We start from the raw sequence: 11,438 nt of genomic DNA on the forward strand, positions 1-11,438 counted from the left end.
AATGAAATCCATCGCCTTCGTCGCCGCCGCTGCGGTCCTGCTGGCCCCCGGCGTCAGCCTGGCCCAGAAAAGCGGCGCCAAGCCCGACTTCACGCTTGAGCCCAACTACGGCTCTGTGCGGCTGGAGAGCGGCTTCACGCCCGACCCGTGGACCAAGTCGATCCTGGCGGGCGGCTCCATCCCCGCCTCGGCCGCCAAGTCCGATTGCGAGGGCAAGGTCAGCGCCGCGCCCGATCTGCAGCTGAACTACACCGCCGGCGATCTGAACCTGACGATCAAGGCCGTGGCGTCCGAGGACACCACCCTGCTGATCAACACGCCCAGCGGCCGCTGGTACTGCGACGACGACAGCGGCGGCGAACTGAACCCCCTGGTGACGATCAACGAGCCCGAAAGCGGCCGTTACGACATCTGGCTGGGCACCTATAACGACAACATGGTCCAGTCGACGCTGAACATCAGCGAACTGGGCGGATCGGACAGCGTCTCGGGCGCCACGCCGGACATCAATTTGACGCCCAACTACGGCACCGCCAATCTGAAGGGCGGCTTCACGCCCGATCCGTGGACCAAGTCGATCATGGCCGGCGGTTCGGTGCCCGCCTCGGGCGCCAAGGCCGGTTGCCAGGGTTCGGTCAGCGCCGCGCCGGACATCCAGATCTTCTTCGAACCGGGCGAGGGCGACCTGACCTTCCGCGTGCGGGCTTCCGAGGATACGACCCTGTTGGTCAATACGCCGAACGGCCGCTTCTATTGCGATGACGACAGCGCCGGGCAGTTGGACCCCAAGGTCACGATCACCAACCCCCAGGCCGGCCGCTACGACATCTGGGTCGGCACCTATAACGACAGCATGGTCCAATCCACGCTGGAAGTGTCCGAGCTGGACTGACGCCAGCCAGGCGCCCAGACGCGAAAACGCCGGCTGACCGAACGGTCAGCCGGCGTTTTTCATTCGGCCGGGCTTCAGTTGGAGGCGTTGGTCCAGGCCGGGGGGCAGCCGTCGAAATCGCCGGCGTCCACGATGGTCAGGGTGCGCATGTTCAGCCGCTGCGCCTGGGTCATCGACCCGCGGCCGTTGCCGGTGAACAGGTCGATCTTCTGGCCCTTGATCGCGCCGCCTGTGTCGGAGGCGTACCAGTAGCCGTCGTGGATCGTGCCGTCGGCCAGACGCATGCCCACCGTCTCGCGGATGAACAGCTTGGTGCGGCGGGGAATGACGCGGGGATCGACCGCGACGGTGCGCATGGCGATCGGACGACAGCCCAGGGAATCGTTGCCCGTCGCCCCGCCGCCGCCGGCGTGATAGAGCCGGGCCGAGGCGCGCCAGTCGGGATCGCTGGCCATCAATTCGGTCTGTTCGGCGTTCAACGCCGTCTCTGGGGCTTCGGAACCGATCGTTTCGGCAGGGGTTTCGGCCCTGACCTGATCCGCCGCGACTGCGACATTGTAGGGGACGGGCCCGCTCGTCATCGACGACAGGGCGGCCCAAAACATGGCGAGAGCAGCGGACGCGCCGATCATAGGCTTGGCTCAGGAGACACCGGCTCCCAACGCCGCCGGCGCGCGTCTTGTCGCGTTAACTTGTGGCGAGAAAGCGGCAAACCGGCGCTATGCGCGTCGCGTTACGATTTGTTTCTTAGTTAACTATTGGAAATAAATAGATATTCTCGACAAGTTGAGACGGCCTGTCGCGCCGTCCCAACCCGCGCCGGGACGCTTAGAATCGGAAATTAAGGCCGGCCTGGACGACCGGCAGGACCTTGTATTTGTCGGCCTCGTCCTGAATTTCGCGCTCCTCGTCGTCCAGACGCGCGCGCAGGACCGGATCGTTCGACAGGGTTCCGCCCCGCGCATCCAGATCGACCTTGGGCTTATCCCCGAACGCGGCGCCCGCCAGCACCCGGAACCCCAACCGCCCGTTCAGGGCGAAGGTGTTGTCATAGCCGACGCCGACGAAGGGCGCGGTCTTGGCCAAGTCGATCCGTCCGGTCAGGGTTCCGACCTGGGCGGGAGTGAAGACGGCGCCGCCGACGTTCACATTGCTGGTCGGCGTGGCGTCCAGATCGATCCGGCGCGCGCCGAAATAGGCCCCGCCCGACACCAGAAACCCGTTCTCGAACGGATGCAGATCGACGAAGGCGCCCGGCGACTTGAAGTCGATTTTGGCGTCGTAATCGATGCCCTTGTAGCTCTGGTCGCGATCCCAGTTCAGCACGTCGTAACCGCCGCGCAGCACCAGTTTGGGGCTGAGCGCCCATTGCGCCTGAAGCCCCGCGCCCGGCGTTCCGATCTGGGCGCCGACGGCGAACCGGCCTCCATCATGAGCTTGGGCCTGCACCGCGCACGGGATCAGGCAGGCGGCGAGGGCCAGCGGGGCCAGGCGAAGACGAAGGGACATGACGCGGTTCCGGGACACAAGGGGCAGGGGATGATCCGCCCACCCTGACGACCGCGTTTGAAGATTGGGTTACGCCGCCTGGCCTTCGGGTTGATCGCGCCGCGCCTCGGCCTCGCGCACCGCCTCGACGGCGCGGTCCAGAACCTCCAGCCCCGCGCCCGGCCGGATCGCCTCGACCGTCAGGATGCGCCGGAAGGCCCGCGCGCCCGGCCGCCCATGCATCAGCCCCAGCATATGGCGCGTCATCGCCGACAGGGCGACGCCCTCGGCCAGGCGCGCGGCCATATAGGGTCGGTAACGCTCTACCGCCGCGAAGGCGTCGACATCGGCGACGGCCTCTCCATACAGCCGCCGATCCGCCTGACCCAGGATGGCCGGCTCGTGATAGGCCGCGCGGCCCAGCATGACGCCGTCCAGCCGCACGCCGTCCTCCTCGGCCAGCAGCGCCTCGGCCGCGTCCAGCGAGGCGATCCCGCCGTTGATCGAGATGTTCAGATGCGGCCGCTCGCGCTTCAGCCGGCGCACCAGCCCATAGTCCAGCGGCGGCACGTCGCGGTTCTCCTTGGGCGACAGACCCTTCAGCCAAGCCTTGCGCGCATGGACGATGAAGACCTCGATTCCGACGGCGGCGCAGGCGTCCACCGTGGCGAACAGGCTGACCTCCGGGTCCTGGTCGTCCACCCCGATGCGGCATTTGACGGTGGCCGGCACGGTCACGGCCTCGCGTATCGCGGCCATGCAGTCCGCGACCAGGGCTGGCTCGCGCATCAGACACGCCCCGAACCGGCCCGACTGAACCCGATCGGACGGGCAGCCGACGTTCAGATTGATCTCGTCATAGCCGAACGCCTCGCCGATCCGCGCCGCCTCGGCCAGCTGCGCCGGATCGGACCCGCCGATCTGCAGCGCCACGGGATGCTCCACCCCGTCGAACCCCAGCAACCGCTCGCGATCCCCATTCACCACCGCCGGCGCCGTCACCATCTCCGTATAAAGCAACGCCCGCCCCGTCAGCGCCCGATGAAACGCCCGGCAGTGCCGATCGGTCCAGTCCATCATCGGGGCGATGGACAGTTTGCGTGCGCGATTTAAAGGCATGTGTTTGGTGACATCAGGGGTTTGGAAGGCGGCGTGTTCACTCGATTTTACGCCGTGTTGCGACATGTATTCCGGCTTTTCGACATCTCAACGCACATAGAGCGCATACGAATGGCGCGCCTATTCGAAGCTCCCGTCCGGGACATGGGGGTCCAGGTCAGAAGGAAGGGGCGCTATATAGGCGAGACCTTCCTCAAACGCGATGACGCGCGTCGCTGGGCTGCCGAAACCGAAGGCCGGATTGATCGTGGAGATGTGCCGACGCGCGAGCGCGCTGCTCCTCTGCGGACGTTTGGCGAGCTGGTCGATTTGCACATCGACGATACGAAATCCGTCGGAAGGGCGCCTCGGCGTTCGAAAGCCGCAGGCGCAGCGAAATGTCCAGCTGATGTGGCTGATGAGGCGGTAAGCGCAACTCCGGAACCAGGTCACGCTCCATCAGGCTTGGGGGGGGGCGGCTTTGGCCGTCAGGTGTCGGAGCGCTTCATGGAACGTCCATAAAGTCTCGGCCAAGGCTCAACAGCAGGGTGAGACATCTCGCGGCGAAGACGCCGGCGTTTCATGCCGGCGGGGAGCCTGCCCATGCGTTTCGGTCCTATCGCCCTGGTGGCGGGTTTGTGTTTGCTGACGGGGTTCGCACAACCCGCCCGCGCCGCCTCGATCGACGGCTATTCCGTCGGCAATCTCAACATCCGGTCTGGACCGAGCGTCCGGTTTCCCCCCGTCGGCGTGCTGGGCGCTGGAACGGTCATGACCGTTCACGGCTGCGTATCGCATTACAGGTGGTGCGATGTCAGCGCATCCGGCGTTCGCGGATGGGCGCCGGGGGGCCAGATTCAGATCGTCGACGAGGAACGCGGCGTCTATCTGCCCTCACGCGCCGGGGCGATGCAGATTCCGCTGATCACCTTCCAGATCGAAAGCTATTGGCGCGATCACTATCGCGATTACGATTTCTACGGCGACTATGACGACTGGGACCACTATCAGTGGGAAGACGATGGCCCTCCGCCGGGGTGGCATGACGCATGGGATGACTAGGCGCCCGATCCGATCCGGGGGCGGACTGCGACTGCTGCCGGAGCAGGGCATGGCGGTCGGACGGGTGTTGCGGTTCCCGTCTCCCGTTTCCGCCTGCGAACTCGAAACTGCGACATCCGACCATGCATGACATCGACGACTTCGCCGACTATGAGGCTTCGGCGCTGAAGCACACGCCCTGGCGGCGTGTGCTGGCTTTGTTCGGGCCACATCGCAAGGCCTTGCTGATCGTCCTCGGCCTGATCGTCGTCGCCGGCGCGGCGGGGGCGATGACGCCCTTCATGATGCGGGGCATCATCGACGACGCCCTGCCGGCCAGGGACAGCGGACTGCTGATCTGGCTATGCGCCGGGCTCGCGGGCGTCGCCGTACTGTCCGCCATCGCCGGGGTCTTGCAGGCCTATGTCTCGACCCATATCGGCCAGCGCATCATGCATGAACTGCGGGTGACGCTTTACGAGCACCTGCATTCGCTGTCGCTTTCGTTCTTCGCCACGGCGCGCACGGGCGAAGTCCAGTCGCGCATGTCGAGCGACATCGCCGGTCTGCAGTCGCTGTTCACCAACACGGCGGCCGAGGTGGCCCGCAATGTCACCGTGGTCCTGACGACGGTCGTGGCCATGTTCCTGCTGGACTGGCGTCTGGCGCTGGCGTCGCTGGCCTTCATGCCGGTCCTGCTGTGGCTGAACAACCGGGTGGCGGGGTTGCGCGAACGCATCACCTTCCAGCAGCAGGAGCGGATCGCCGACATGTCGGCCACCGTCACCGAGTCCCTGTCGGCCGGCGGTTTCATCCTGGCCCGCACCATGGGGCGCGCGCGCTATCTGCTGCAAATCTTCCGTCAGACCTCGTCCGATGTCGCGCAGCTCGAACTGAAATCCCACACGGCCGGTCAGTGGGAAATCGCCATCATCATGTTCGCGCTCGACATCCTTCCGGCGCTGACCTTCCTCGTCGGCGGGTTGATGCTGGCCCATGGTCTGGGCGTGTCGATCGGCACACTGGTGGCCCTGATCGCGCTTCAGGAACAGTTGCTCTGGCCCACGCTGCAGCTGTTCGAGTCTCGGGTGGAGCTGCGCAAGGCGCGCGCCCTGCTGACCCGCGTGTTCGGCTATCTGGACACCAAGCCGACATTGATCGAACCTGCCCAGCCCGTCAGCATCGACCTGGACGCCGTGCGCGGCGAGATCGTCTTCGAGGACGTCAGCTTCGCCTATCCCGCATCGGATCGCCTGACGCTGGATCACATCAACCTGCGCATCAAGGCCGGCACGCACACCGCCATCGTCGGCAGCACGGGATCGGGCAAGAGTACGCTCGGCTATCTCGTCGCGCGCCTCTATGATCCGGACAGGGGGCGTGTGACGCTGGATGGCGTCGATCTGAAGGATTTCAGCTTCGAAACCCTCTCTCATATCCTCGGCGTGGTGACGCAGGACCCGTTCCTTCTCAACGCCAGCATCGAAGAAAACCTGCGCTTCGCCAAACCCGAGGCGTCTTCGGACGAAATCGAACAGGCGCTGGCCCTGGCGCAATTGTCTGAAAAGGTGGCCGGCCTGCCCAAGGGGCTGCAAACCGAAGTGGGCGAGCGCGGATACCAGTTTTCCGGCGGGGAACGGCAGCGGCTGTCGCTGGCGCGCACCATCCTGCGCAATCCGCGCGTGCTGCTGCTGGACGAAGCCACAAGCGCGCTCGATCCCCAGACCGAAAGCGCGCTGTCCGCAGCCCTGGCCGCCAATCACAATCGCACCGTGATCTCGATCGCCCATCGCCTGTCGACGGTGCGCCACGCCGACCAGATCGTCGTGCTCGAAGGCGGACGGATCGTCGAAATGGGCGACCACGACGCGCTCATGGCCGCGAATGGCCGCTATCGTCGGCTGGCCACGATCGGCTGACGGCCGGGGGACGAGCGTTCGACCAAGATCGCGTTTCGCGGCCGGATCGGCCTAAGGAAATCCAACTTCGTTTCATGAATCGCCGTCCCTACGCCGGGCGCGGGGCGGATCGACTGCCCGATCAGGGCGTCGCGGAAACCGCTCTCGGCATCGTCGGCGACCACATGGGCGAGCGCCCGATCGCTCCAATTGAGCGCGCCAGCAGGCGGCATCCGCGTCATCGGGCTTTGGTCCCAATAGGGCCTTGCTGCGTCCACAAATCCTACACCTGCCGTCGACGGAGGTTGCACCGATCCATCGGAAGGAAGCGGCGACTTCAATGGAGATGTGCCTTGAGCATCAATGTGCAGGAACTTCTGGAGCAGGAAGCGCGCTACTGCTCCTTCGGCGACACGGTTCACTATGTCGACCCGCCCAAGATATTCACCGGCTGCGACGGCAGCTATATGTTCGACAATGACGGCACCGCCTTCCTGGACCTCCAGATGTGGTATTCGGCCGTCAATTTCGGCTATAAGAACAAGCGTCTCGACGACACCCTGATCCGGCAGATTCACGAGCTGCCGCAGGTCGCCAGCCAGTATCTGCACCCCACCAAGATCGAACTGGCCAAGTTCATCGCCGAGGACGCGCAGAAGAAATGGGGCCTGCCGGGCCGGGTCCATTTCAACGTCGGCGGGGCCCAGGCCATCGACGACTCGCTGAAGGTCGTGCGGAACGCCAGCAACGGCAAGACGCTGATGTTCGCCTTCGAGGGCGGCTATCACGGCCGCACGCTCGGCGCGTCCAGCATCACGTCCAGCTATCGCTATCGCCGCCGCTTCGGCCACTTCAGCGACCGCGCCCAGTTCATTCCCTTCCCCTATCCGTTCCGCCGCCCGCGCGGCATGACGGCCGAGGAGTACGCCGACGCCATCGTGCGTGACTTCGCCCGCAAGTTCGAGAACGAGTATCACGCCGTGTGGGACCCCAAGACGAACCAGTGCGAATATGCGGCCTTCTATGTCGAGCCGATCCAGGGCACGGGAGGCTATGTCGTGCCGCCGGCCAACTTCTTCACCGGCCTGAAGTCGGTGCTGGACCAGCACGGCGTCCTGATGGTGGTCGATGAAATCCAGATGGGTTTCTGGCGCACGGGTACGCTGTGGTCGGTCGAGAACTTCGGCGTGACGCCGGATGTCCTGGTCTTCGGCAAGGCGCTGACGAACGGTCTGAATCCGCTGTCGGGCATCTGGGCGCGCGAGGAACTGATCAATCCGACGACCTTCCCGCCGGGCTCGACCCACTCGACCTTCGCCTCCAACCCCCTGGGCACGGCGGTCGGTCTGGAAGTGCTGAAGATGACACACGAGGTCGATTTCGGGCGTCAGGTGCGCGAAGCAGGCGCCTACTTCCTGGAAGGGCTGCGCGATCTGCAGTCGCGTCACAAGGAGATCGGCGACGTCGACGGCCTGGGCCTGGCGCTGCGCGCCGAAATCTGCACCGAGGACGGCTTCACGCCGAACCGCGAACTGCTGGACAAGATGGTGGACATCGGTCTGGCCGGCGGTCTGGACTATCAGGGCGAAAGGCGCGGCCTGGTTCTGGACGTGGGCGGCTACTACAAGAACGTCATCACTTTCGCGCCGTCGCTGATGATCTCGCGTTCCGAGATCGATGAGGCCATGGTGCTGCTGGAACAACTGCTGAACCGCGCCAAGGCGACGTGAGGGCCGCGCCGATGCGCTGGCGCAATCTGCTGGAGCCGAAAACCCTGATCGACCGGTGGGCGGCCTGTCCGCCGGAAGGGTTTTCGGTCATCGGCGATGCGCCGGCGCCGGCGTTTCTGGCGCCGTTCGACCTGTTGACCACGGCGGACGCCGACTTTGTCGCGCGGCTGTCGCGATGGCCGGGTTTCCGCGCATGGCGGCGTTTCCTGCGCCTGCGCACGACCTTCGTCGGGACCACGGTGACGGAATATGCGCCCGTGCCGGAGACCGGGGCGGGCGACGCGCAGGCGGCGGCGGACCTGGCCGTGGCCCTGCGTGAGCGTCTGGGACGCGGCGCCGCCCTGACCATACTGAAGGATTTGCCGCAGGCCTCGCCCCTGTTGTCGGACCAAGACAACGCCTTCGCCGATGAATTGGCGCGGGCGTGCGAAGCGCGGGACTTCATCCCGCTGGCTGGGCAGGCGCTGGCCTATGTGCCGATCGATTTCACGGATGTCGATGACTACCTCGCCCGGCTGAAGCGCCGGGACGCCAAATATATCCGCAAGAAACTGGCCGCGCGCGCCGGGCTGACGGTCAGCGTGGTGCGCACCGGCGACGCCTGTTTCGACGACGCGACCGTCCGCCGATATTATGCGATGTACGAACAGGTCTATGACCAGAGCGAGATCCATTTCGACAAGCTGGCATACAGGTTCTTCTTCAACATCCTGACCGATGCCGCGCAGAACGGCGTGGTGTTCGAGTATCGCAATCAGGACGGCGCCTTCATCGGCTGGAACCTGTGTTTCGAGCATCAGGGTATGCTGATCGATAAATACATCGGCTTCACCTATCCGCAGGCGCGCGAGGCGAATCTGTATTTCGTCAGCTGGTTCGTGAATCTGGAATATGCGCTGGAACGTGGGCTGAACCACTATGTCGCCGGGTGGACGGACCCGGAGGTCAAGGCTCTGCTGGGCGCGCGCTTCACCTTCACACGGCATCTGGTCTTCATTCGCAACCCCTTGCTGAGGGCCTTGGGGCGTCGCGTGGCCGGGTCGTTCGAGAGCGACAGGACGTGGAGCGACAGGGCCGGGACCGCATCGACCGGGAGCGTCAAGCCATGAGGCCGCCCCTGGTGCTGGATATGGACGGCTCGGTCCTGCCTCTGCCGGGCGAATATCGTCCGCCGTTGCCGTGGGCGTGGAGCGAGACCCTGCGCTTCGGCTGCGGGGCGAAGACGTTCCGTCGCGCGAGCGCCGTCCTGACGAGGCTGATCCCACCCTATCAGGCGCATGGGCCCGTGCTGATGGGCAGCGGGGACTTTCACCATCTCAGCTGGCCCCTGATCTTGCGGTGTCTGGAGCAGACCGAGACGCCGGTGCGCGTCGTTGTGCTGGACAACCATCCCGACAGCATGGCCTTTCCGTGGGGCGTCCATTGCGGATCGTGGATCGGCCGCATGGCGATGGACCCGCGCGTGTCCGAGGTTCATGTCGTCGGCGTGACGTCCGAAGACCTGGGCGGCGCCCATGCGTGGGAGCATGATCTTCGTGCGGTCAAGGCCGGCAAGGCGACCTATTGGAGCGCGGGCGTCGATGTGGGCTGGGCGCATCGTCGCGGCCTTGGCGAACGGTTCCGGTCCTTTGCCGACACGGGCGCGCTGACGGCGGCCTTCAGCCGCTATCTGGGTGATGATCCGGCGCCGACCTATCTGAGCATCGACAAGGACGTCTTCGCCCCCGACGTGGTCCGCACCAACTGGGATCAGGGCCGGATGACGGCAGGGCAGGGGCTGGACATCGTGGCGGCCCTGAACGGTCGTCTGGTCGGGGCCGACATCACGGGCGAGGTGTCGCTGCACCGCTATCGCACCTGGTGGAAGCGCTGGCTGAGCCGGATGGACGGTCAGACGGAGGAACCGTCCGCCGAGATCGTGGCCCGCTGGCAGCGGGAGAACCACACTTTCAATCTGGAACTGGTCCAGGCGCTTCAGGCCGCCTGGCGCGCCTAGGCGCCATCACAAGAAACATCCTGGGGGGACGCACGACATGCTGGATGGACTGATGCTGAAGCTGGTGAAGCGGGTCTTCACCCCCTTGGTCCAGCGTGGCGATCTTGAGATCGTCATGCCGGACGGAGCCGTGTTGCGGCTGGGCGACGGCGGGACGCCCAGCGTGCGGGTGCGTTTCAAGGATCGCCGGGCGATCCTGAACCTGCTGCGCGATCCCGACCTGAACATGGGCGAGATGTTCATGCAGCAGCGACTGATTGTCGAACGCGGCACGGTCTATGATTTTCTAGAGCTGGTTCTGCGTGACGACCGCGAGGTGGCGGTGGGCGCCACGGTGCGGTTTCTGGACACCGTGCGGTCGGCGCTGCGTCCCGTGCTTCAAAGCAACAAGCGGCGGAAATCGCGTCGCAACGTGGCCCATCACTACGACCTCGACGACCGGCTCTATCGGCTGTTTCTGGACGAGGACCGCCAGTATTCCTGCGCCTATTTCGAGACGGGCGACGAGACCCTGGAAGAGGCCCAACTGGCCAAGAAACGCCATATCGCGGCCAAGCTGCTGATCGAGCCTGGCCAGCGCGTGCTGGACATCGGCTGCGGCTGGGGCGGTATGGCGCTCTATCTGGCCGAGGTGGCGGGCGCCGGTCAGGCCGTCGGCGTGACCCTGTCGACCGAGCAACAGGCGGCGGCGACGGCGCGGGCGGCGAAATCGCCGCGTGGCGGCGATGTGGAGTTCCGGCTGCAGGACTATCGCGACGTGCCCGGCCCGTTCGACCGCATCGTCTCGGTCGGGATGTTCGAACACGTCGGCATCGTCAACTTCGACGCCTTCTTCAACCAGTGCCGCGACCTGTTGACCGAGGACGGCGTCATGCTGCTGCACTTCATCGGCAACAGCGACGTGCCGGACTTCAACAATCCCTGGCTGGAGCGGTATATCTTCCCCGGCGGCAGCCTGCCCTCCCTGTCCGAGTTCACGCCGGCGATCGAACGGTCGGGCCTGATCGTCACCGACATCGAGGTCGTTCGTCTGCATTACGCCCAGACGCTGCGGATCTGGCGCGAGCGTTTCATGGCGCGGCGCGACGAGGCCAAGGCGCTGTACGACGAGCGGTTCTGCCTGATGTGGGAGTTCTATCTGGCCATGTCCGAGACGGCCTTCCGCTATCAGGAGATCGCGGTGTTTCAGGTCCAGCTGGCGCGCCGACAGGAGGCTGTGCCCCTGACGCGCAACTATATCGCCGAGTGCGAGGCGGAGCTGAAGCGCAGGGAACAGGCGCGGGCTTAGCCCCGCG

The 11,438-nt window shown here is 65.4% G+C and carries 10 protein-coding genes; 7 read left to right on the forward strand and 3 right to left on the reverse strand.

The window, feature by feature from the left end; all coding sequences use genetic code 11:
* Window position 1 precedes the first annotated feature (1 nt).
* Window positions 2–892, forward strand: coding sequence for a hypothetical protein (locus tag SH203_RS13415; RefSeq protein ID WP_087121452.1), 891 nt, complete (start codon window positions 2–4; stop codon window positions 890–892).
* A gap of 74 nt (window positions 893–966) precedes the next feature.
* Here SH203_RS13415 and SH203_RS13420 read toward each other — a convergent pair whose 3' ends face one another.
* The 3 genes from SH203_RS13420 to dusA all read right to left on the reverse strand — a co-directional run bounded on the left by SH203_RS13420 (window position 967) and on the right by dusA (window position 3,499).
* A complete protein-coding gene (locus SH203_RS13420; protein WP_234989511.1) occupies window positions 967–1,473 on the reverse strand; it encodes a 3D domain-containing protein in 507 nt (168 codons plus the stop codon).
* Between the two features lie 247 nt (window positions 1,474–1,720).
* Entirely contained in the window at window positions 1,721–2,401 is a 681-nt protein-coding gene (locus SH203_RS13425; protein ID WP_200808949.1) for a hypothetical protein, read from the reverse strand.
* Between the two features lie 69 nt (window positions 2,402–2,470).
* Window positions 2,471–3,499: a tRNA dihydrouridine(20/20a) synthase DusA gene (gene dusA, locus SH203_RS13430; RefSeq protein WP_087121454.1), complete on the reverse strand. Its 1,029-nt coding sequence runs from the start codon at window positions 3,497–3,499 to the stop codon at window positions 2,471–2,473.
* Between the two features lie 582 nt (window positions 3,500–4,081).
* Between dusA and SH203_RS13440 the strand changes: the two genes are divergently transcribed.
* From SH203_RS13440 to SH203_RS13465, 6 genes are all read left to right on the forward strand, one after another.
* Entirely contained in the window at window positions 4,082–4,540 is a 459-nt protein-coding gene (locus SH203_RS13440; protein ID WP_087121455.1) for an SH3 domain-containing protein, read from the forward strand.
* Window positions 4,541–4,662: 122 nt separating this feature from the next.
* A complete protein-coding gene (locus tag SH203_RS13445; protein WP_087121456.1) occupies window positions 4,663–6,438 on the forward strand; it encodes an ABC transporter ATP-binding protein in 1,776 nt (591 codons plus the stop codon).
* 332 nt (window positions 6,439–6,770) lie between these two features.
* Entirely contained in the window at window positions 6,771–8,147 is a 1,377-nt protein-coding gene (locus SH203_RS13450; RefSeq protein WP_087121457.1) for an aspartate aminotransferase family protein, read from the forward strand.
* Between the two features lie 11 nt (window positions 8,148–8,158).
* The gene (locus SH203_RS13455) at window positions 8,159–9,256 is read left to right on the forward strand and encodes a peptidogalycan biosysnthesis protein (RefSeq protein WP_087121458.1); all 1,098 of its coding nucleotides are present in this window, start codon (window positions 8,159–8,161) and stop codon (window positions 9,254–9,256) included.
* Window positions 9,253–10,143, forward strand: coding sequence for an arginase family protein (locus SH203_RS13460; protein ID WP_087121506.1), 891 nt, complete (start codon window positions 9,253–9,255; stop codon window positions 10,141–10,143). Before SH203_RS13455 ends, SH203_RS13460 begins: the two co-directional genes overlap by 4 nt.
* Window positions 10,144–10,180: 37 nt before the next feature.
* A complete protein-coding gene (locus SH203_RS13465; RefSeq protein WP_087121459.1) occupies window positions 10,181–11,431 on the forward strand; it encodes a cyclopropane-fatty-acyl-phospholipid synthase family protein in 1,251 nt (416 codons plus the stop codon).
* Window positions 11,432–11,438 lie beyond the last annotated feature (7 nt).

The sequence above is a fragment of the Brevundimonas sp. SH203 genome, assembly GCF_002157625.1.
Classification (GTDB): domain Bacteria; phylum Pseudomonadota; class Alphaproteobacteria; order Caulobacterales; family Caulobacteraceae; genus Brevundimonas.

What these genes read in the sequence shown, in the direction of transcription:
- SH203_RS13440 (WP_087121455.1), top strand. Translation starts at nt 4,082, where the DNA reads ATGCGTTTCGGTCCTATCGCCCTGGTGGCGGGTTTGTGTTTGCTGACG.
- SH203_RS13415 (WP_087121452.1), top strand. Translation starts at nt 2, where the DNA reads ATGAAATCCATCGCCTTCGTCGCCGCCGCTGCGGTCCTGCTGGCCCCC.
- dusA (WP_087121454.1), bottom strand. Translation starts at nt 3,499, where the DNA reads ATGCCTTTAAATCGCGCACGCAAACTGTCCATCGCCCCGATGATGGAC.
- SH203_RS13425 (WP_200808949.1), bottom strand. Translation starts at nt 2,401, where the DNA reads ATGTCCCTTCGTCTTCGCCTGGCCCCGCTGGCCCTCGCCGCCTGCCTG.
- SH203_RS13455 (WP_087121458.1), top strand. Translation starts at nt 8,159, where the DNA reads ATGCGCTGGCGCAATCTGCTGGAGCCGAAAACCCTGATCGACCGGTGG.
- SH203_RS13420 (WP_234989511.1), bottom strand. Translation starts at nt 1,473, where the DNA reads ATGACGAGCGGGCCCGTCCCCTACAATGTCGCAGTCGCGGCGGATCAG.
- SH203_RS13445 (WP_087121456.1), top strand. Translation starts at nt 4,663, where the DNA reads ATGCATGACATCGACGACTTCGCCGACTATGAGGCTTCGGCGCTGAAG.
- SH203_RS13465 (WP_087121459.1), top strand. Translation starts at nt 10,181, where the DNA reads ATGCTGGATGGACTGATGCTGAAGCTGGTGAAGCGGGTCTTCACCCCC.
- SH203_RS13460 (WP_087121506.1), top strand. Translation starts at nt 9,253, where the DNA reads ATGAGGCCGCCCCTGGTGCTGGATATGGACGGCTCGGTCCTGCCTCTG.